The organism is Sphingobium sp. FG58 (genome assembly GCF_057809055.1).
The window spans coordinates 171,665-192,155 of sequence record NZ_JBMDJF010000003.1 but is presented as its reverse complement, the minus strand read 5'-3'; the positions used below and the strand labels follow the sequence as shown (position 1 = coordinate 192,155).

At 63.1% G+C, this 20,491-nt stretch carries 20 protein-coding genes; 14 read left to right on the top strand and 6 right to left on the bottom strand.

Going from position 1 to position 20,491, the window contains the following annotated elements; genetic code table 11:
- The first annotated feature begins 20 nt into the window (after positions 1-20).
- The 4 genes from ACODR8_RS05670 to rpsI all read left to right on the top strand — a co-directional run bounded on the left by ACODR8_RS05670 (position 21) and on the right by rpsI (position 3,018).
- A complete protein-coding gene (locus ACODR8_RS05670; RefSeq protein ID WP_489006337.1) occupies positions 21-1,043 on the top strand; it encodes a COX15/CtaA family protein in 1,023 nt (340 codons plus the stop codon).
- 5 nt (positions 1,044-1,048) lie between these two features.
- Complete coding sequence (locus ACODR8_RS05665) at positions 1,049-1,837, top strand: hypothetical protein (protein ID WP_489006488.1); 789 nt, start codon at positions 1,049-1,051, stop codon at positions 1,835-1,837.
- 135 nt (positions 1,838-1,972) lie between these two features.
- Complete coding sequence (rplM, locus tag ACODR8_RS05660) at positions 1,973-2,452, top strand: 50S ribosomal protein L13 (protein ID WP_217671740.1); 480 nt, start codon at positions 1,973-1,975, stop codon at positions 2,450-2,452.
- Positions 2,452-3,018, top strand: coding sequence for a 30S ribosomal protein S9 (gene rpsI / locus ACODR8_RS05655; protein WP_006950536.1), 567 nt, complete (start codon positions 2,452-2,454; stop codon positions 3,016-3,018). Before rplM ends, rpsI begins: the two co-directional genes overlap by 1 nt.
- Before the next feature lie 293 nt (positions 3,019-3,311).
- Here the strand turns inward: rpsI and ACODR8_RS05650 are convergent, their stop codons facing one another.
- The gene (locus ACODR8_RS05650) at positions 3,312-4,652 is read right to left on the bottom strand and encodes a lipopolysaccharide biosynthesis protein (protein ID WP_489006336.1); all 1,341 of its coding nucleotides are present in this window, start codon (positions 4,650-4,652) and stop codon (positions 3,312-3,314) included.
- A gap of 197 nt (positions 4,653-4,849) precedes the next feature.
- Between ACODR8_RS05650 and ACODR8_RS05645 the strand changes: the two genes are divergently transcribed.
- Positions 4,850-5,614 (top strand): phosphocholine cytidylyltransferase family protein, encoded by a 765-nt coding sequence (locus ACODR8_RS05645; RefSeq protein ID WP_489006335.1) that lies wholly within the window; start codon positions 4,850-4,852, stop codon positions 5,612-5,614.
- A 28-nt stretch (positions 5,615-5,642) separates the two neighbouring features.
- Here the strand turns inward: ACODR8_RS05645 and ACODR8_RS05640 are convergent, their stop codons facing one another.
- From ACODR8_RS05640 to ACODR8_RS05630, 3 genes are read right to left on the bottom strand one after another with little or no spacing between them, the layout of a single operon-like run.
- The gene (locus tag ACODR8_RS05640) at positions 5,643-6,080 is read right to left on the bottom strand and encodes an HIT family protein (RefSeq protein ID WP_489006334.1); all 438 of its coding nucleotides are present in this window, start codon (positions 6,078-6,080) and stop codon (positions 5,643-5,645) included.
- Complete coding sequence (locus tag ACODR8_RS05635; RefSeq protein WP_489006333.1) at positions 6,077-7,174, bottom strand: CDP-alcohol phosphatidyltransferase family protein; 1,098 nt, start codon at positions 7,172-7,174, stop codon at positions 6,077-6,079. Before ACODR8_RS05635 ends, ACODR8_RS05640 begins: the two co-directional genes overlap by 4 nt.
- 4 nt (positions 7,175-7,178) lie before the next feature.
- The gene (locus ACODR8_RS05630) at positions 7,179-8,252 is read right to left on the bottom strand and encodes a glycosyl transferase (protein ID WP_489006332.1); all 1,074 of its coding nucleotides are present in this window, start codon (positions 8,250-8,252) and stop codon (positions 7,179-7,181) included.
- Positions 8,253-8,411: 159 nt separating this feature from the next.
- Here ACODR8_RS05630 and ACODR8_RS05625 point away from each other — a divergent pair, with 159 nt between their 5' ends.
- The 9 genes from ACODR8_RS05625 to lpdA all read left to right on the top strand — a co-directional run bounded on the left by ACODR8_RS05625 (position 8,412) and on the right by lpdA (position 18,954).
- A complete protein-coding gene (locus tag ACODR8_RS05625; protein ID WP_017182650.1) occupies positions 8,412-9,200 on the top strand; it encodes a succinate dehydrogenase iron-sulfur subunit in 789 nt (262 codons plus the stop codon).
- A gap of 5 nt (positions 9,201-9,205) precedes the next feature.
- Positions 9,206-9,664 carry a PaaI family thioesterase gene (locus ACODR8_RS05620; protein WP_489006331.1) on the top strand — a complete coding sequence of 153 codons (459 nt, stop codon included), beginning with the start codon at positions 9,206-9,208 and terminating at the stop codon, positions 9,662-9,664.
- Positions 9,661-10,773: a cell division protein ZapE gene (gene zapE / locus ACODR8_RS05615; RefSeq protein ID WP_489006330.1), complete on the top strand. Its 1,113-nt coding sequence runs from the start codon at positions 9,661-9,663 to the stop codon at positions 10,771-10,773. Before ACODR8_RS05620 ends, zapE begins: the two co-directional genes overlap by 4 nt.
- Before the next feature lie 305 nt (positions 10,774-11,078).
- Positions 11,079-12,041, top strand: a complete 963-nt coding sequence (gene mdh / locus ACODR8_RS05610; RefSeq protein WP_489006329.1) for a malate dehydrogenase — start codon at positions 11,079-11,081, stop codon at positions 12,039-12,041.
- A gap of 98 nt (positions 12,042-12,139) precedes the next feature.
- Positions 12,140-13,024, top strand: a complete 885-nt coding sequence (sucD, locus tag ACODR8_RS05605; RefSeq protein ID WP_489006328.1) for a succinate--CoA ligase subunit alpha — start codon at positions 12,140-12,142, stop codon at positions 13,022-13,024.
- An 82-nt stretch (positions 13,025-13,106) separates the two neighbouring features.
- On the top strand, positions 13,107-15,902 hold the full coding sequence (locus ACODR8_RS05600) for a 2-oxoglutarate dehydrogenase E1 component (protein ID WP_489006487.1): 2,796 nt from the start codon (positions 13,107-13,109) through the stop codon (positions 15,900-15,902).
- Between the two features lie 8 nt (positions 15,903-15,910).
- Positions 15,911-17,161: a 2-oxoglutarate dehydrogenase complex dihydrolipoyllysine-residue succinyltransferase gene (odhB, locus tag ACODR8_RS05595; protein ID WP_489006327.1), complete on the top strand. Its 1,251-nt coding sequence runs from the start codon at positions 15,911-15,913 to the stop codon at positions 17,159-17,161.
- A 78-nt stretch (positions 17,162-17,239) separates the two neighbouring features.
- Positions 17,240-17,503 carry a GIY-YIG nuclease family protein gene (locus ACODR8_RS05590; RefSeq protein ID WP_489006326.1) on the top strand — a complete coding sequence of 88 codons (264 nt, stop codon included), beginning with the start codon at positions 17,240-17,242 and terminating at the stop codon, positions 17,501-17,503.
- A 50-nt stretch (positions 17,504-17,553) separates the two neighbouring features.
- Complete coding sequence (gene lpdA / locus ACODR8_RS05585; protein WP_489006325.1) at positions 17,554-18,954, top strand: dihydrolipoyl dehydrogenase; 1,401 nt, start codon at positions 17,554-17,556, stop codon at positions 18,952-18,954.
- 73 nt (positions 18,955-19,027) lie between these two features.
- Here the strand turns inward: lpdA and ACODR8_RS05580 are convergent, their stop codons facing one another.
- Positions 19,028-19,789, bottom strand: a complete 762-nt coding sequence (locus ACODR8_RS05580) for an enoyl-CoA hydratase/isomerase family protein (protein WP_489006324.1) — start codon at positions 19,787-19,789, stop codon at positions 19,028-19,030.
- Complete coding sequence (gph, locus tag ACODR8_RS05575) at positions 19,786-20,454, bottom strand: phosphoglycolate phosphatase (protein ID WP_489006323.1); 669 nt, start codon at positions 20,452-20,454, stop codon at positions 19,786-19,788. Before gph ends, ACODR8_RS05580 begins: the two co-directional genes overlap by 4 nt.
- Positions 20,455-20,491 lie beyond the last annotated feature (37 nt).

Sequence of the window (20,491 nt, the reverse complement as noted above, 5' to 3'; positions counted from 1 at the left end):
CTTGGGGGCATGGACCGGTCATGGCCAATCCCTTTCCCCGCCCGGTGGCGATCGCCCGCTGGTTGCTGTTCGTCGCCGCTTTGGTGTTCGTCATGGTCGTGGTTGGCGGCATTACACGCCTGACCGAATCGGGCCTGTCGATCACCCAGTGGAAGCCGATCACCGGCGCCATTCCCCCGCTGACCCACGACCAGTGGATGGAGGCGTTTCGCCTGTACCAGCAAATCCCCGAATATCAGCAGATCAACCGGGGCATGAGCCTCAATGATTTCCAGTTCATCTTTTTCTGGGAATGGCTGCACCGGCTATTGGGGCGGCTGATCGGGGTCGCTTTCGCGTTGCCTTTGCTGTGGTTCGCGTGGAAGCGCGCGATCCCGGCGGGTTACGGCCCCCGGCTGGTCGCGCTGCTGGCACTCGGCGGATTGCAGGGGGCGATCGGCTGGTGGATGGTCAAGTCCGGCCTTTCGCTGCGCACCGACGTCAGCCATTACCGGCTGGCGGTGCATCTGCTGACGGCGCTCTTCATCATCGGCGGGCTGGTCTGGACCGCGCTCGATCTGCTGGCGCTGTCGCGCAACAGCCGCGCCCGTCCCGCCCGATTGCGGCCGCTGGCGCTGATCGCTCTGCTGGCGTTGTTCGTGCAGTTGATGCTGGGAGCCTTCACCGCCGGGCTGGACGCGGGCTATGTGTCCAACACCTGGCCGCTAATGAACGATCATTTGGTGCCTGACGGGATTAGCTGGATGGGTTCGCTCTGGGCCACCGTGTCGAGCGACCCCTATCTCGTCCATTTCCTGCATCGCTGGTGGGCATGGGGCGCTGCGCTGGCGCTGATCCTGCTGGCGCGGCAGGCGAAGCAGGCCGGGCAAAGCGCCCCTTCGATCGCGATCAATGCGACGGTGGGGACGCAGATCGTGCTGGGTATCGCCACCGTGTTGAGCGGCATCGCCCTGCCGCTTGCCGTGTTGCATCAGGCGGTCGGTGCGCTGGTGGTGGCGTCGGCGGCCTGGGGCGCCCATGCCATCGGCGCGCGTCGCCTGTGAGGGGGATTCGCGCGGCAGCATTATGGCTGGCGCTGCTGGTGCCGGGGATCGCGCAGGCCGAAGCCATCGCCATCCCCTTTGCGCCGCCGGTCGATCAGCGTCTCACCTATCAGATCGAGCAGCATCGCCCCGTCGAAGGCAAGGTCAGCCGGTTCAGCGCCACCCGCGACCTGCGGTTCGAGAACGCGGGGGACGGCTATATTCTTCACGCCACGTTGCGCGCCATCGATAGCGATGCACCCGCATCTGGCGCTGAACCCTATGCCGCCGCGCTGACACCGCTGATCGGGGTGGAGCATCATTTCCATGTCGATGCCGCGGGGCAGATCGTTGCGCTCGACAATATGGATGCGGTCTGGAGCGCGGTGCAGGCTGGCCTCGCCAAGATGCTGGCAGCGTTCGCGCCGGACACGCCGCGCCACCGGTCGCTCCTGTCGGTCCAAGCCTTACTTTCGGGCCTGTCGCCGGACGGGCGGCTGGCGCTGCTGGCCGGGGAATTGCGACCGATCTTTCTGTTTGCAGGCGGCAAGGTGGAGGATGGGGCTGGGCGGGGTGTGCGGACAGTGGCTGGCGCGCCGCTGGGCCGTCCGGTCCCGGTCGAAGGCGTGCTGCGGGTGACGGCGCAGTCGGACAAGGCGCTCGATCTGGACGAGCAATTGGCGGGGAACGGGATCAATGTCGGTATCACCTACCGCCTTTCGCGGCGGACCGGCCTAATCGAGAAACAGCAGCGCAATCTCATGCTGGGGACGCGCGCGGTGACGGAAAAGCGCGAGTTGACCCCGGCCCAATAGTGACGGGTATTATTTTACCCGTCAGCAAAGCCGCCGAATCTCTTGACTTGTGACCTGCCACCGGTCATTAGCGCCCCACTTCCGGGCGTCGGCAACGGCGTCCGGTTTCCTTTTTCATTCTGGAGAATTGGCACCATGAAGGCGCTGATGAAGACCACCAAGTCGGCCTCGCCGGCGACGGTCGAAAAAAAGTGGGTCCTGATCGACGCGGAAGGCCTTGTTGTTGGCCGTCTCGCTTCGACCGTGGCGAATATCCTGCGCGGCAAGCACAAGACCAGCTTCACGCCCCATGTCGATTGTGGTGACAATGTCATCATCATCAACGCGGGCAAGGTGAAGTTCACCGGCAAGAAGCTGACCGACAAAGTCTATTACAAGCACACCGGCTATGCTGGCGGCATCAAGGAAACCACTCCTGCCAAGATTTTGGAAGGCCGTTTCCCTGAGCGCGTGCTGGAAAAGGCGATCGAACGCATGATCCCGCGTGGCCCGCTGGGTCGCCAGCAGATGCGCAACCTGCGCGTGTTCGGCGGCGCCGAGCATCCGCATGAAGCCCAGAACCCCGAAGTGCTCGACTTCGCGTCGCGCAACCGCAAGAACAAGGTGGGTGCATAATGTCCGATAACCGCCAGTCCCTGTCCGATCTCGCACAGATCGCTGCCGAAGCCGCTGCGGCTCCGGTTGCCGCGCCTGCCGCTGCGCAAGCGCCTGCTGCTGAAGCCGACGTCGTTGCCGATGCGCCGATCGCGCCGCCGGTATCGACCATGCCGCTGCGCCAGCAGGAAATCGACAATCTTGGCCGCGCTTATGCGACCGGCCGCCGCAAGGATGCCGTTGCCCGCGTCTGGGTGAAGCCCGGCACCGGCAAGATCACGGTCAATGGCCGCGACCAGGAAATCTACTTCGCCCGTCCCACCCTGCGCCTGGTGATCAACCAGCCGTTCGGCGTGACCGATCGCAATGGCCAGTATGATGTGATCTGCACCGTCAAGGGCGGCGGTCTTTCGGGTCAGGCCGGTGCGGTCAAGCATGGCATCGCCCAGGCGCTGACCAAGTACGAACCGGCGCTGCGCAGCGCGGTCAAGGCCGAAGGCTTCCTGACCCGCGACAGCCGCGTTGTCGAACGTAAGAAGTACGGCAAGGCGAAGGCCCGCAAGAGCTTCCAGTTCTCGAAGCGCTAAGCGTTTCGGTTACTGCCAGACGATCGAGAAGGGGCCGGTTTTCCGGCCCCTTTTTCGTTGGGGGCGCTGAGTTTGCAACATGATGACTGTGTCCATATCCGTTCGTGCTGAGTAGAGACTGAGCCTGTCGAAGGCTCGTATCGAAGCATCATGCACAGCGCTTGATCCTTCGATACGCCATTTGACCTACGGTCGTCTGCGACTCCGACTTCGCTCAATGGCTACTCAGAGCCTGCCCCCGCGAAGGCGGGGGACGAACGGGTGTGGTGTACCCTAAAATCTTGCCATCTCCTCTAACCCTTCGCGCGCACCGCGTTGCGGCTGGCCAGGCCCATCATCACGAAGCCGGCAATGGCCGCGACGATGTTGGCGCTGGCCGCACCGATCGTGCCGTAGAGCGGCAGCAGCGCGGCCTGCATCCCCAGCAACAGCGCGGTCGAGATGAAGGTGATGCGCAGTGACAGGCCCGCCCGGTCGGTCGCCATCAGCAGCGGGCGATAGCTGACCCCGATCAGGTCGATGCAGGCGGCGATGCCCAGCAGCAGCAGCAGCGGATAGGCGGGAAGAAAGTCGCGCCCTGCGATCAGACCCAGCAGCGGATGGCCGATGATCAGGATCAGCGCAATGATGACCGCGCCCGCCACCAGCGCCAGCCGGTTGGTGCGGCGGAACAGTGCGCCCAAGGCTTCGCCCCCCTGACTGCCGCTGCGCGAGAGTTCGACGAAGATGCTGCGCGAGAGCAGCCCCGAAATCTTGGTCAGCGAATTGGCAAGCTGGTTGGCGAGGCGATACAGGCCCGCACCGACTGGCCCCACGAACAGGCCGACCACCAGCACCGCGACCTGTTGCCCCATGGACGACAGGCTGGTCTGGAGGTTGGTGGCGGTCAGGAAGCCGATGATGCCGGGATTTTCCGCCCGTGCGTCCATCGCCCGGCCCGCGCGCCACTGGCCGATCCGCCCGCGCCCTTCGCGCAGTGCCAGCCACCAATAGGCGATGGCGCAGAGCAGTTCGGCCGCGCCCCAGGCGATCAGGAAGCCGGTGATCGTCGGCATCAGCCATAGCGCCGCGACCGCGCCGATCATCCGGCCCACGGGAATCATGGTTTCGGCGAGCGCGGCGGAATCGAACCGGTCGAACAGGCGCAATATGCCGGTGGGGCTGGACCGGATGGTGATCATCATCACCATGCAGAAGAACCAGGCCTGCCACCCCATACCCGGCGGCAGTTCGAGCAGCCCGCCAAAGGCGAGGATGATGAAAGCGGCAATCGCCCCGCCCACCACGGCGGAGGCAAGATCGATCAGGATACAGAAGCGCAATACCCGGTTCAGCGCGTCGGCGTTGCCGGTCGCCAGATGGGTCTGGCCATAGCGCACGACGATCTGCCAGCTGTCGAAACTGGTGATGGTCTTGATGACCGTCGCGGCGCTCAGCACCAGCGCGAACCGCCCGAAATCAGCGACGCCCAGCGTGCGGGTAACGATGGCGAGATAGGCCAGGCTGAGCACCGCGCCCACGCCTTTGCCCCCCAGCAACCAGCCGGTATTGGCCAAGATGCGGGAAAAGCCGTCCTGCCTATCTCCCAATCGACGTTTGTATTTCACCGGGTCACGGCCTTTCCATCGACGCATCGCATATCCAACCTCCGTTCGCCCTGAGCCTGTCGAAGGGCCGTACTTTCTCTGGGGGGCGTGAAAAGAAAGAGCAGGGCTTCGACAAGCTCAGCCCGAACGGATGTTGGTCTATCACGCTGCGCTTTAAGCGCGGGCCGGATCGAGTGCAAACGCCGCCTTTTTTTCGGCCAATTTCCCCTCTAAAGACCCGCGCCATGACCATCACCAAAGCCATCATCCTGTCCGCCGGGCAAGGATCGCGCCTGTTGCCGCTGACCCGCGACGTACCCAAATGCATGATCGACTTTAACGGCCGCACCCTGATCAGCTGGCAGATCGCCGCGCTGGTCGCCAATGGCGTGACCGATATCGTGGTGGTGACGGGTTTCCGCACCGAACGGGTCGAGGATCATGCGCTGCAACTCTATCGCGAGACCGGCGCGCGTATCCGCTGCGTGTTCAATCCCTTCTTCCAGGTCGCTGATAACCTCGGCACCTGTTGGATCGTGCGGGAGGAGATGGACCGGGACTTCATCATCCTGAATGGCGATACCATCGTGTCGGACGAGATCGTCGCGAAACTCATCGCCGGGACCCGCGATGCGATCACGGTGACGGTCGATGTGAAACCCGATTATGACGATGACGATATGAAGGTGAACCGCGATGACAGCGGCCGCCTGCACCATATCGGCAAGCGGCTGCTGCCGCCCGACACGAATGCCGAATCGATCGGGATGCTGGCCTTCACCGGCGAAGGCCCGGCGATCTTCCGCAACCAGATCGACCAGATGATGCGCACGCCCGAAGGCGTCGAACGCTGGTATCTGCGCGCCATCGACATCATCGCCAAGGGCAACCGCGTCGGCACCGTCTCGATCGAGGGGCTGGAATGGCAGGAGGTCGACTTCCATCAGGATGTCGAGGCGGCGAAGGCGCTGACGGCCAAGTGGGTCGCCGAGGGGCGTTACGGGCAGTAAGCGAAGCGAGGGGCAAACAAGCGCACGGCTATATCATTTCGCTATCGAAATGATTTTTCAGCCACGCTTTTACATTGTCCAGCTCACTGTCCAGCTTGACCGCAGACCCAAGGTCCGGCTGCCCCGGCCACCCCGCATCCGCCACGGTCACACCCGCGGCGCTGCGTGTCCCCTCATAGCGGGGGATGACGTGGAAATGGACGTGGGGGTCGACCATCATCAGCATCAGATAGTTGATCTTCGCATAGTCTACCGCCTTGGCCAAAGTTGCCTCGATCGTCGCGGTGACTGTCTTGAGTTCGGCATGGGCGTCGCCAGGCAGGTCACCGAACGCCGTCGCGTCGCTTTTCGCCGCCAGGATCAGCGACCCCAGTGTCGGCTGGGCCGGGCGGAGCAGCACGACCCAGTGGGTGAACTCCGCGATCAGCGTGGCGGGCCAGCCGAATTTCTCGATCGTGGGGTTCATGGCTGGGTCTGCTCCATCCAGCTGACGATCGGCTGGCCGGATCGCTTGACGGCATAGGCCTGCGCCAGCCGCACGGCGTGGACGACCAGCGAGATGATCGTCCACCAGGCCAGTGCGATCAGGCCGATGTCGGGGCGGGCGAACAGCAGCGACACGAACAGTATGACCATATTGGGATTGCGCCGCGCGGTGATCAGGCGGAACTGGCTGTCGAAGCGCTGCCAGACATGGATGTCCATGCCGAAATCCTTGAGGAACATCCCCTCGATCAGCCGTTGCAGCACATAGCCTGCAATCACCGCCGCCATGACCAGCGCGAAGGTCTGGGTCGACAGCGCCAGCCCCCAATAGACCAGCCCCGTCCCCCAGAAATACCACCAGAAGGGCGGGTGGACCAGATCGACGCCATGGTCGATCACATTGCCCCATTTGGACGAGGTGATGGTGCAGCGGGCGAGTTTGCCGTCCACCGTATCCAGCACCATGAAGATGAAGCCGGAAAGGAAGCCGGTCCAGTACATGCCCTGCGCGAACAACCAGGTCGCAGCCAAGCAGAGGGTGACGCCGATCACCGAGACCATGTTTGGGGTCATGCGCAACTGCGCGGCGACGCGGGTCAGCACCAGCGCCAGTTCGGGCCAGAGATATTTGGTGAGCAGGTCGGTGACGCCCTTATAGGCGCCGAAATAGCTTTGCCGCTCGATCGCCCGCCGGGTCGTGGGGGTCAGTTCGCGCACCATCGGCTGTTCCAGCTTGCGCAGCTGGCGGTTGTAGAGGGTGCGACCGTCCGACAGGTCGATGACGTGCGGCGCGGTCAGCGGATCGACGCCCTGCGGCACCTGGCCGACGATCGGCGCGTCGCCCCAGACGAACAGGGTGCCGGGCGTTTCGAGCGCGAGGCGCAGCAGCAGCGGATCGAAGGCGTAGGTCAGGTTGAACAGCAGTTCGTGGCCCGCCGCCAGCGCGCTGCCATTCTTCGCGGCGCTTTCCGCCATGCGGCGGCTGCGCTCGGCATTGGTCATGCCCCAGATCGGCGTCGCATTGTCGCCGATCAGGCGGACGGGGCCAAGAGTGGTGGTGAGGGTCTGGCTCATGGCGTTATGAGTCCTTTGGGCGCTTCGCGAAGTTCAGGATGAGGTCGGCCTGCCGCTGGGACGCGGGGATGGGGGAAAGGTCGATGGAATCGCGCATGGCCGCTTCCTGAGCAGCAACGAAGCCCGGTTGCAAGTCTGCGGCGCGGGCGAGGGCTGCAGGCAGGGCGTCGGCGCTCTCGATCAGCTGGCCGAGCCTCCAGTGCGCGAAGGCTTCGCTGCTGGCATCGCGCCGGTCGAGATTGAGGAAGATGCACGGGCGCGGCTGGATCAGGAACTCATAGACCTGGCTGGACACGTCGCCGAGATAGACGTCGGCGCTCATCGTATAGCTCATGTCGATCGAGTGACGGCTACCCATGTCGACGCGGATATGTGGGGCCGACGTGACGATGGGCGGGACGGCGCGCGCCAGCTTGGTGTGGGGGGCAATGATGACGTTCCAGCCGGTCAGCGCCTCCAGCGCGGCCAGCACCGCCGGACCATGGATGACCCATGAGGAAAGCTTTGGGTCGAAATGCGGATTATAGAGCAGCACCGGCCAGTCATTGTCGAAGAATCGCTGGCGGGGCGCCTTCAGCTCGAACTTGGGATAGCCGCCGACTGCGACGGTATCGGGCGTGCAAAGGCCGCGGTCGATGAGGCGACGGCGGTCCTTTTCGCCTGCGACAAGCGTCAGGTCGAAATCGGCATGGCGTTTCTTGTAGCCGCCTTCGCGGTCGCCTGCGCCATGTTTGATGAGGATGAGGCGAGAGGAAAAACCGGGGACGCGGCGCGCCCAGGCGGTCGAAATCTCGGTCGTCACCAACACGGGGAAACGGGCAATGGTTGGGTAGTTGAGCAGCAGGGTGGCGAGCCGCGAGGGCTGGCGGAACAGCGAGTCAGCCCGGCCGGGCGGGCGGCGCAAACGCACCGGGATCAGCCGTTTTTCGGGGTCATAGCTGGCGACCAGCGCCAATATCTGGTCGGAGGGTGAGAGGATGCTGACCCGCACGCCGGGGCGACGCGCCAGCGCCAGCGCGGCGGGCAGCCAGTGGTAGAGCTGTTGCGCTTCGGCAATGGCGAGAAAGGCGATATCCATCAGGTCACAAACGCTCCCACAGGGCCTGTCGCCTAGCGGCGATGCCGGGGCAGATGCAAGGGCGGTGGCGCGTTTCCCTTTTGTAGGTGCTGGACCTTTGCTTATTTTTTGTTATGCGGGCCGCGACCGAACGACACTCTGAAAGAGGCTCGACGAGCGATGGCCGAATTTGCGTTGCCCAAGAACAGCAAGATCAGCGGCAAGGGGGTAACCCACCCCGCGCCCGCAGGTGCGACGAAGGTGCGCAGCTTCAAGGTCTATCGCTATGATCCCGACTCCGGGCAGAACCCGCGTTACGACACCTATGAGATCGACCTCGACAATTGCGGGCCGATGGTTCTGGACGCGCTGATCAAGATCAAGAATGAATATGATCCGACGCTGACTTTCCGCCGCTCGTGCCGCGAAGGCATTTGCGGTAGCTGTTCGATGAACATGAACGGCAAGAACGGCCTGGCCTGCACCACCGCGATCGAGGAATGTTCGGGCAAGGATGTGCGGATCACCCCGCTGCCGCATATGGACGTGATCAAGGATCTGGTCCCCGATTTCACCCATTTCTACGCGCAGTATAATTCGATCCAGCCCTGGCTCAAGACCGTGTCGCCGCCACCGTCGGGCAAGGAGCGGCTCCAGTCGCCCGCCGACCGCGAGAAGCTGGATGGCCTTTATGAGTGCATCCTGTGCGCCTGCTGCTCGACCAGTTGCCCGTCCTACTGGTGGAATTCGGACAAGTTCCTGGGTCCGGCGATCCTGTTGCAGGCCTATCGCTGGCTGGCGGACAGCCGCGACGAATATACCGGTGATCGGCTGGACGAGCTGGAAGATCCCTTCCGGCTCTATCGCTGCCACACCATCATGAACTGCGCCAATGTCTGCCCCAAGGGTCTGTCCCCGGCCAAGGCGATTGCCGAAACCAAGAAGATGATGGTCGAGCGGCAGCTCTGATTGTCGTGAGCGGAACAGGGACGATCGCCTCCGCCGCACCGGCGGAGGACTGGAGCGGCTGGCAACGTTGGGGTGAGCCTGACGTGGACAATTTCCTGTCGGTCATCGGCAGCGGCTTTGCGCGCAGCGATGCTGCGGGTCGGGCGCAGATCGCGCTGGAAGTGCAGCCGCTGCACATGAACCGCTATGGCAATCTGCACGGTGGTTTTGCGGCAGGCTTTGCCGACCACGCCTATTTCATCGCACTGTGGGCGATGGGGCGCAAGGATCAGATGGGTGCGCTGACGATCGACCTGTCGATGCAATATCTGGGCCTGGGCAAGGTTGGCGTGGCGATGATCGCCGATGTCGAACTGCTCAAGGAAACCGGCAAGATGATGTTCCTGCGAATGACGATCGCGCAGGGGGATGGCCTGATCGCGGCATCGACTGCGACGCTGCGCAAGGTGCCTGCACCCAAGTGACAGGGGTGATTGCCCGATATGAGGCGCTGATCGTGGCGGGCGAATTGCGCGCCGATCCCGATCAGCGCGCCGCGGCGCTGCGGCTTGACGCCTTGCAGCAGGAACTGGAAGCGGTGCCTGCGCGCGGTTCGACGCTGTGGAAATTGTTGCGCAAGGCACCTGAGCCGCCGCGCGGCCTCTATATGTGGGGCGGGGTCGGGCGCGGCAAGTCGATGCTGATGGACCTGTTCTTCGACACGGTGAAGATCCAGCGCAAGAAGCGCGCGCATTTCCATGAATTCATGCTCGACGTCCATGCCCGGCTCGCCGAGGCGCGCAAGTCGGAGAAGGGCGATCCGATCCCGCCGGTGGTGGAGTCGCTGGCCGACGAAGCGCGGTTGCTCTGCTTTGACGAGATGGTCGTCAATAATATGGCCGACGCGGCGATCATGTCGCGGCTGTTCACCGGGCTGCTGGAAAGGCGCGTGACGATCGTCACCACCTCCAACCGCGAACCAGACGAACTCTATAAGAATGGCCTCAACCGCCAGCTTTTCCTGCCCTTTATCGACCTGATCAAGGATCGGCTGGACGTGCTGACGTTGAACGGCCCGACCGACTATCGCCGCGACCGGCTGGGCGACGCGACGCTGTGGCATTGTCCCAATGGCGACGCGGCGACGCAAGCGCTCAGCACCGCTTTCTTCCGCCTGACCGATTATCCCCCGTCCGACCGCGCGCATGTGCCGTCAGAGGATATCAAGGTGCAGGGTGGCCGCACGCTGCATGTGCCAAAGAGCCTGAAGGGGGTGGCGGTCTTTTCCTTCAAGCGTCTCTGTGCGGAAGCGCGGGGCGCGCCCGACTATCTGGCGATCGCGCGCAAATATCATACGATCATCATCGTCGGCATCCCGGTGCTGGGACCGGAGAACCGCAACGAGGCGGCGCGCTTCGTGACGCTGATCGACTCGCTCTACGAATATAAGGTCAAATTGCTGGCATCCGCCGATGCTGAACCTGCCCGGCTCTACCCGGAGGGCGATGGTGCGTTCGAATTTGAGCGGACCGTGTCGCGGCTGATGGAAATGCAGTCGGACGATTATCTGGCGCTGGGCCACGGCCCCAAATAGGCGGCGCGCCAGGAAACATCCTGCCGTGCGGCGCCGTCATCACGGCGCAATCTTCTTGCTGAAAACCGGGAAAAACAGACCGGATGCTTTCCATGGGGAAAGCATCCGGCAGGATACCGCTGCAGGGACAGCTCGGCGGCCAGGGTAGGAGCCGGGAGCGACAGGGTGTTGCAGTCGCTTAACGCAATTGCGAATGAATTGCAAAGATAATTTGATTCTACGGTCTTTGTTAGTTGAAACCCCTGCCTTATCGGCTTAAGCGGGCCATCAATTCCAGAATTCACGTCTTGGAGGATGACAGACATATGGCCCGTAACAAGATAGCGCTCATTGGCGCTGGTAATATTGGCGGCACGCTCGCGCATCTCGCGGCTCTAAAGGGTCTGGGCGACATCGTCCTGTTCGACGTCGTGGAAGGCGTGCCCCAGGGCAAGGCGCTCGACCTGTCGCAGTGCGCGTCGGTCGAAGGCTTCGATGCCAAGATCACCGGTTCCAATGATTATGCCGATATTGCGGGCGCGGACGTCATCATCGTCACCGCCGGTGTCGCGCGCAAGCCGGGCATGAGCCGCGACGACCTGTTGGGCATCAACCTGAAGGTCATGAAGGCAGTGGGCGAGGGCATTGCCGCCAACGCGCCCGACGCTTTCGTCATCTGCATCACCAATCCGCTCGACGCGATGGTGTGGGCGCTGCGCGAATTTTCGGGCCTGCCGCACAACAAGGTCGTCGGCATGGCTGGCGTATTGGACAGCTCGCGCTTCAACCATTTCCTGGCCGAAGAATTCAACGTGTCGGCCAAGGACGTCACCAGCTTCGTGCTGGGTGGTCATGGCGACACGATGGTCCCGGTCATCGAATATTCGACCGTCGCGGGCATCCCTGTCCCTGACCTGATCAAGCAGGGCCGTTCGACCCAGGAGCGCATCGACGCGATCGTGCAGCGCACCCGTTCGGGCGGCGGCGAGATTGTTGCGCTGCTCAAGACCGGTTCGGCTTTCTATGCGCCCGCAACCAGCGCGATCGCGATGGCCGAATCCTATCTGGGCGACAAGAAGCGCCTGCTGCCCTGCGCCGCCAACCTGACGGGTCAGTATGGCGTCGACAATCTCTATGTCGGCGTGCCGGTCATCATCGGCAAGAATGGCGTCGAGCAGGTCATCGAGATCGAGCTGAACGACGAAGCCAAGGCGAACCTCACCGTGTCGGTCGATGCGGTCAAGGAGCTGCTGGACGCTTGCAAGGCGATCGATTCTTCGCTCGCCTGAGCCTTTAGAGCTGCACCGTTTCGTTCCAGGTAAGTGCGCAGCCTGGAACGGGACGCCTTCGACCAAGTGCCACGTCCACGGAATATAAAGGGACACGCATGTCCATTCTGGTGAACAAGAACACCAAGGTCATCACCCAGGGTATGACCGGTGCCACCGGCACCTTCCACACCGAACAGGCGCTCGCCTATGGCACCCAGATGGTTGCGGGCGTCACGCCGGGCAAGGGTGGTCAAACCCATATCGGCCTGCCCATGTTCGACACGGTGCTGGAAGCCAAGACCAAGACCGGCGCGGATGCGTCGGTCGTCTATGTGCCGCCACCATTTGCGGCTGATTCGATCCTGGAAGCGATCGACGCGGAAATCCCGCTGATCATCTGCATCACCGAAGGCATCCCCGTCCTCGACATGGTCCGCGTGAAGCGCGCTCTGTCGGGCAGCAAGTCGCGCCTCATCGGCCCGAACTGCCCCGGCGTGCTAACCCCCAATGAATGCAAGATCGGCATCATGCCCGGTTCCATCTTCAAGGCGGGCAGCGTCGGCGTCGTCTCGCGTTCCGGCACACTGACCTATGAAGCAGTGTTCCAGACCTCGAACGCTGGCCTGGGCCAGACCACCGCGGTCGGCATCGGCGGCGATCCGGTCAACGGCACCAACTTCATCGACGTACTGGAGCTGTTCCTGGCCGACGACGCCACCGAATCGATCATCATGATCGGTGAAATCGGCGGCGACGCGGAAGAACAGGCGGCGCAGTTCTTGATCGACGAGGCCAAGCGTGGCCGAAAGAAGCCGATGGCCGGCTTCATCGCCGGTCGCACGGCGCCTCCGGGCCGTCGCATGGGTCATGCCGGCGCGATCGTGTCGGGTGGCAAGGGCGACGCGGAAAGCAAGATCGCGGCGATGGAAGCCGCGGGCATCAAGGTCGCTGCCAGCCCGTCCGAGCTGGGTACGACCCTGCTGGAAGTGCTGAAGGGCTAAGCAAGCCTGTAAGGCGGCCGGGCTGCACCCCGGCCGTCCTTTGCCCGACCGCGACTGCACGCGGCACGGATGGGATATGATGATGGGTTACGAGAACCAGGATTTTGAAGTCGAGCAAGGCCCAAGCTGGGCTCGCCCGAACTGGCCGCTGTCCGATACGGACGAACTGACCGGCGCGCTGGACCCGACGCAGATGCAGGTGGCCGTGAAGGCCGCCGCCAAGTCCGCGGGCAAGCCGGTGTCGGACGCCGACATAGCACAGGCGGCCGAGGACGCCATCCGCGCGCAAATGCTGATCCGCACCTATCGCGTGCGCGGTCATCTGGCCGCCAATCTCGATCCGCTTGGCCTGACCCAGCGCGACCTGCCGGCCGATCTGACGCCGGAATATCATGGTCTGACCGACCTGAATAAGAAGATTTTCCTGGGCGGGACGCTGGGCCTTCAGTTCGCGACCGTCAGCGAGATCGTGGCCATTTTGCGCGCCAATTATTGCGGCAATGTTGGTCTGGAATATATGCACATCGCCGACGTGGAGGAGCGCAAGTTCCTGCAGGACCGGCTGGAGGGCAAGGACAAGGAAATCATCTTCACGCCAGAAGGCAAGAAGGCGATCCTGGCCAAGGTCATCCAGGGCGAGCAATATGAGAAATTCCTGGGCCGCAAATATGTCGGCACCAAGCGGTTTGGTCTGGATGGTGGCGAGTCCATGATCCCGGCGCTCGAAGCGGTCATCAAATATGGCGGCCAGTCGGGCATCCGCGAAATCGTCTATGGCATGGCCCATCGCGGCCGCCTGAACGTGCTGGCCAATGTGATGGCCAAGGGCTTCCGCGTCATTTTCCACGAATTTTCCGGCGGCACGGCCAACCCGGAAGATGTCGGCGGTTCGGGCGACGTCAAATATCACCTCGGCACATCGACCGACCGCGAATTTGACGGGATCAAGGTCCATATGTCGCTGGTCCCCAACCCCTCGCACCTTGAAACCGTCGATCCGGTGGTGCTGGGCAAGGTGCGCGCGCAGCAGACGTTCCGCGACGATCTGGGCAAGCATGAGCAGGTCCTGCCGGTGCTGATCCATGGCGACGCGGCCTTTGCGGGTCAGGGTATCGTCTGGGAATGCCTCGGCTTTTCCGGCGTTGCCGGTTACAATACCGGCGGCTGCATCCACTTCATCGTCAACAACCAGGTCGGCTTCACCACCAGCCCGCAATTTTCGCGCGGCTCGCCCTATCCGTCCGACGTGGCGAAGGGCGTTCAGGCGCCGATCCTGCATGTGAATGGCGACGATCCCGAAGCGGTGACCTTTGCCTGCAAGCTGGCGGTCGAATATCGCCAGACCTTCCATCGCGACATCGTGATCGACATGTGGTGCTATCGCCGCTTCGGTCATAATGAGGGCGACGAGCCTTCGTTCACCCAGCCGCTGATGTACGCGAAGATCCGCCAGCATCCCCCGGTCAGCGAAGTCTATGCCACGCGCCTGAAGGCGCAGGGCGTGGTCGACGACGATTATGTGACCAAGGCCACGGGCGACTTCGTAAACCATCTGGAAGAAGAGTTTGAGGCGTCCAAAAGCTACAAGGCCAACAAGGCCGACTGGTTTGCCGGGCGCTGGTCGGGGCTGCACAAGCCTGCTGACGCCGAAACCAGCCGCCAGAGCGTAGAGTCGGCGATCGCGCCAAAGCTGTTCGACAGCCTGGGCAAGACGCTGACCACCGTGCCGGAGGGGCATGTCGTCCACAAGACGCTCCAGCGCGTGCTGGATGCGAAGGCCGAGATGTTCAAGTCTGGCGCGAATTTCGATTGGGCGACCGGCGAGGCTTTGGCCTTCGGCTCGCTCCTGTCGGAAGGCTATGGCGTGCGTCTGTCGGGGCAGGACTCCGGGCGTGGGACGTTCAGCCAGCGGCATTCGGTCTGGGTCGACCAGAATACGGAGAAGAAATATATCCCGCTGTCGACCGTGCCGCATGGCCGGTTCGAGGTGCTGGATAGCCCCTTGTCCGAATATGGCGTGCTGGGTTTCGAATATGGCTATGCGCTGGCCGACCCCAAGAGCCTTGTGCTGTGGGAGGCGCAGTTCGGCGATTTCGCCAATGGCGCGCAGATCATCTTCGACCAGTATATCGCCTCGTCCGAAACCAAGTGGCTGCGCTCCAACGGCCTCGTCTGCCTGTTGCCGCATGGCTATGAAGGGCAGGGGCCGGAACATAGTTCGGCGCGTCTGGAACGCTTCCTGCAACTCTGCGCGGAAGGCAATATCCAGGTCGCCAACATCACGACGCCGGCCAATTATTTCCACGTCCTGCGCCGCCAGATGCTGCGTCCTTTCCGCAAGCCATTGATCATCATGACGCCCAAGTCGCTGCTGCGGCACAAGCTGGCGGTGAGCCAGGCGCAGGATTTCCAGGGCGACACGCATTTCATGCGCATCCTGTCGGACAGCAATCCGGCGCCGGACGCGGAAACCAAGCGGCTGGTGCTCTGTTCGGGCAAGGTCGCCTATGACCTCATTGAGGCGCGCGATGCAGCTGGGGACAAGAATACCCAGATCGTCCGCATCGAGCAGCTCTATCCCTTCCCGACCGACGCATTGGCCGTCCGTCTGAAGCGGATGACCAACCTGACCGAAGTGATCTGGTGCCAGGAGGAACCACGCAACAATGGCGCGTGGTTCCATGTCGAACCCTATATCGAGGAAGCGCTGGCGAGTGCCGGCAAGGCGCCGATGCGCGCTCGCTATGCCGGTCGCAAGGCGTCGGCGTCGCCCGCTACGGGCCTCGCCAAACGCCATGTCGCCGAACAGGGCGCCCTCGTCGCCGATGCGCTGGGTCACAGCGTCCGCACCGAAATCCGTCGCCAGAAGAAAGGCTGAACAAGCTCATGGCCACCGAAGTCAAAGTCCCTACCCTGGGCGAATCCGTTACCGAAGCAACCGTGGGCCAGTGGCTCAAAAAGCCCGGTGAAGCCGTCGCGCTCGACGAACCCATCGTCAGCCTGGAAACCGACAAGGTTGCGGTCGATGTGCCTGCGCCGGTCGCAGGCACGCTGGGCGACATCATCGCCAAGGAAGGCGAGACCGTGAATGTCGGCGCATTGCTGGCGCTGATCAACGAAGGCGCTGCGGCTGCTGCCGCGCCTGCCGCTGCGCCAGCGGCCAAGGCGGAGGCCGCTGCGCCTGCGCCAGCCGCTTCGGCCCCTGCGCCTGTGGCGTCGGACGATGATGATGGCGGAAACCTGACCCTGTCGCCCGCCGTGCGCCGCCTGGTGCTGGAGCATGGTCTGGACCCCAGCAAGATCAAGGGCACCGGCAAGGACGGCCGCCTGACCAAGGATGACGTGACGGCGGCTGTCGCGGCTGGCACGGCCAAGGCGGCTGCCGCAACGGCCGTGACGGCTGCGCCTGCCGCTGCTGCCCCGGCTGCCGGTCCGGGTCGCGCGCAGGAGCGGGTCAAGATGACCCGCCTGCGCCAGACCGTCGCCAAGCGGCTGAAGGAAGCGCAGAACAACGCAGCGCTGCTGACCACCTTCAACGATGTCGACATGAGTGCGGTCATCGAGGCGCGGGCCAAATATAAGGACCTGTTCGAGAAGAAGCATGGCGTCCGTCTGGGCTTCATGGGCTTCTTCACCAAGGCTGTCTGCATGGCGCTGAAGGATATTCCGGGCGTCAACGGCCAGATCGAGGGCGACGAGATCGTCTATAACGACTTTTGCGACATTTCGGTCGCTGTTTCGGCCCCGACCGGTCTGGTCGTCCCGGTCATCCGCAACGCCGAAAGCATGAGCGTCGCGACGATCGAAAAGACGATTGGCGACTTTGGCCGCAAGGCCAAGGAAGGCAAGCTGACGATGGAAGATATGAAGGGCGGCACCTTCACCATCTCCAACGGCGGCGTGTTCGGCAGCCTGATGTCCACCCCGATCATCAACCCGCCCCAGTCGGCGGTGTTGGGCCTTCACCGCATCGAGGACCGCCCGGTCGTGCGTGACGGGCAGGTCGTGGTGCGTCCGATGATGTATCTGGCGCTGTCCTACGACCATCGCCTGATCGACGGTCGTGAGGCGGTGACCTTCCTGGTCGCGGTGAAGAATGCGATCGAGGATCCGACCCGTCTGCTGATCGACCTGTAAGGCTTATTTCCCACGTGCTCCTGCGAACGCAGGAGCCCAGGGCGGAGAAATGCAACGAAAGCGGGATATGTCTATCTGATGGCCAGCCGGCGCAATGGCACCCTCTATCTGGGGGTTACAAGCGATCTGGCTGGCCGGACATATCAGCATCGCAACGCATTGGTTGAAGGCTTTACGAAGCGACATGGCTGCACCATGTTGGTGTGGTTTGAGTCATATGATGATTTGCAGGAAGCGAGGCTTCGCGAACTGCAGATGAAGAAATGGAAGCGCGCCTGGAAGATCGAGTTGATCGAACGGGAAAATCCGCAGTGGCGGGATTTGTTCGAGAGGCTGTTCTGACGACGCCCTGGGTTCCTGCGTTCGCAGGAACACTATGAGGAAGAAAAACGATGGCCGAGTATGATTATGACGTTCTGGTGATCGGCGCTGGCCCAGGCGGCTATGTCGCCGCGATCCGGGCGGCGCAGCTGGGCCTGAAGGTGGCGTGTGCGGAAAGCCGCGAGACGCTGGGCGGCACCTGCCTTAACGTCGGTTGCATCCCGTCCAAGGCGTTGCTCCATGCGTCCGAACTCTATGACGAAGCGGCCAATGGCACGCTGGCGAAGCTGGGCGTCAAGATCGACAAGATGAGCCTGGACCTGCCCACCATGCAGGGGCAGCGGATTGACGCGGTCAAGGGGCTGACCGGCGGCATCGAATTTCTGTTCAAGAAGAATAAGGTGACCTGGCTCAAGGGTCTGGCCAGCTTCACCGGCGCAAATACGGTCGTGGTTGGTGGCGAGACGGTGACGGCGAAAAATATCGTCATCGCCACCGGATCGTCGGTCATGCCGCTGCCAGGCGTCGAGGTCGATAATGCGGGCGGTCAGATCGTCGATTCGACCGGTGCGCTGGAACTGGACAAGGTGCCGGGGCATCTGGTCGTGGTCGGCGGCGGCGTCATCGGTCTGGAACTCGGCAGCGTGTGGCGTCGGCTGGGGTCCAAGGTCACGGTCGTGGAATATCTCGACCAGATCCTGCCCGGCATGGATGGCGAAATCCGCAAGGAAGCGAACAAGATCTTCAAGAAGCAGGGCTTTGAATATAAGCTCAGCACCAAGGTCACCGGCGCGAAGGCGGGTAAGAAGGGCGTGACCCTGACAGTCGAGCCTGCCGCTGGCGGCGCGGCCGAAACGATCGAGGCGGACGTGGTGCTGGTGTCGATCGGCCGCCGTGCCAATACCGAAGGCCTCGGCCTCGACAAGATCGGGCTGGAACTGAACAAGCGCGGCCAGATCGAAACCGATCATGAGTTCGGCACCAAGGTGCCGGGCGTCTGGGCGATCGGCGACGTGATCCCCGGCCCGATGCTGGCGCACAAGGCCGAGGATGAGGGCATTGCCGTTGCGGAGAATATCGCGGGCCTGACCGGCATCGTGAACCATGACCTGATCCCCGGCGTCGTCTATACCAAGCCCGAAATTGCGGGCGTGGGGCTGACCGAGGAACAGGCCAAGGAGAAGGGTCCGATCAAGGTCGGCAAATTCCCGATGATGGCCAACAGCCGCGCCAAGACCAATCACGAGCCGGACGGCTTTGTGAAGGTCATCGCCGACGCCGAAACCGACAAGGTGCTGGGCGTGTGGATCATCGCGGTCCCGGCTGGCACGATGATCGCGCAGGTGGTGCAGGCCATGGAATTTGGCGCGTCGAGCGAAGATATCGCCTATACCTGTCACGCCCATCCCACGCATAGCGAGGCGATCAAGGAAGCGGCGATGGCGGTGACCGGCAAGCCGATCCATATGTGATTGGGTCAGTCAGCGACCGATAAGAAAAGGCCTTCGCATTGCGGAGGCCTTTTCTTTCTGGGAGAATACAGGCTTAAAAGTCAGGCCGCCTCTTCGCCTGAAACGCGGCTACGCCCTCGGCAAAGTCGGGCAGGGTGAAGGCGTCGCGGAACATGGCGAGGGTCGTGTCGTCGTCATCGGCCTGACCGTCCAAGATGCGGCGAATGATCGCCTTGGACGCGCGGACGCTGTGCTGGGCGTTGGTGGCGATGGTGTGGGCCAGGGCGGTCGCGGCGGCGAGGGGATCGGCGGCGATTTCGTCGATCAGGCCGATGGCGAGGGCGTCGTCCGCATTGTGTAGCGCGCCGGTGAAGAGGATGCGCTTGGCGCGGGCCGGGCCGACCAGATCGACCAGCAATTTGGTGTCGAACAGCGAATAGACGATGCCGAGCTTTGCGGGCGTGATCCCCAATCGTGCGGTGGGGGCCGCGATGCGCAGGTCACAGGCGATGGCGAGGCCGCAACCGCCGCCGACGCAATCGCCGTCGATCGCGGCGATGACGGGCTTGGGCGCGTGGGCAAGCGCATATTGGCTGGCGCGGATCGCTGCCTGATTGGCGATGCGGCAGCTTTCTTCGCCGCTATGACTGGCAAATTCGCCGATGTCGGCCCCGGCGCAGAAGAGGCCGGGGGTGGCGGAGGCGAGGATCAGAACGCGCACATTGTCGTCTGCCATCGCCTGTGCGACCAGAGCTGGCAGGCTTTCCCACATCGCCTGCGTCATCGCGTTGCGGCGGGTTGGGCGGTCGATCAACAGGTTGGCGATCGCGCCGTCCTGCTCCAGCCGCAGGGTCATGCGGGCCAGCTTTCGAGCAGGGGCAACAGTGCATCGAAATGGTCGATGACGGCGTCGGCGGCGAGATTTTCGACCGGGCCGTCGAGAAAACCGAAGCTGACGGCGATGCTGGGGATGCCCGCATTGCGCGCGCCCGCTATGTCGTTGATCGTGTCGCCGATGAAGATCGCCCTGCCGCCGCCTGCGCGATCGATCATGGCGTGGATCGGCGCGGGATCGGGCTTGGCGATGCCGACCGTGTCGCCGCCGACGATGCTGGCGAAACGGGACGTGAGGCCAAGTTGCTCGATCAGCGGAATGGTGAAGCGTTCCGCCTTGTTGGTGCAGATGGCGAGTTTCACGCCCGCCGCTGCCAGCGCGTCCATCGCCGCGATCAGGCCGGGATAGGGGACGGAATGAGCGCTGAGGTTCGCCTGATAATAGTCGAGCAGGATGGGCAGCAATTGTGCCAGTGTCGCATCGTCATACCCACCCGACGCATCGAGCGCCCGTTCCAGCATGACCTTGGCACCCTTGCCCACGAAAGGCTGGATGGCTTCGACCGGAAAGGGCGGACGGTCGATCGTGGCGATGGCGTGATTGACCGCGGCGGCAAGGTCTCCGCTGGTGTCGATCAGCGTGCCGTCGAGGTCGAAGCCAACAATATCGAAAGGAATTTTTGCCATGGCCGCGCCATGCCGCGACCGCGGTGGCAAAGGCAAG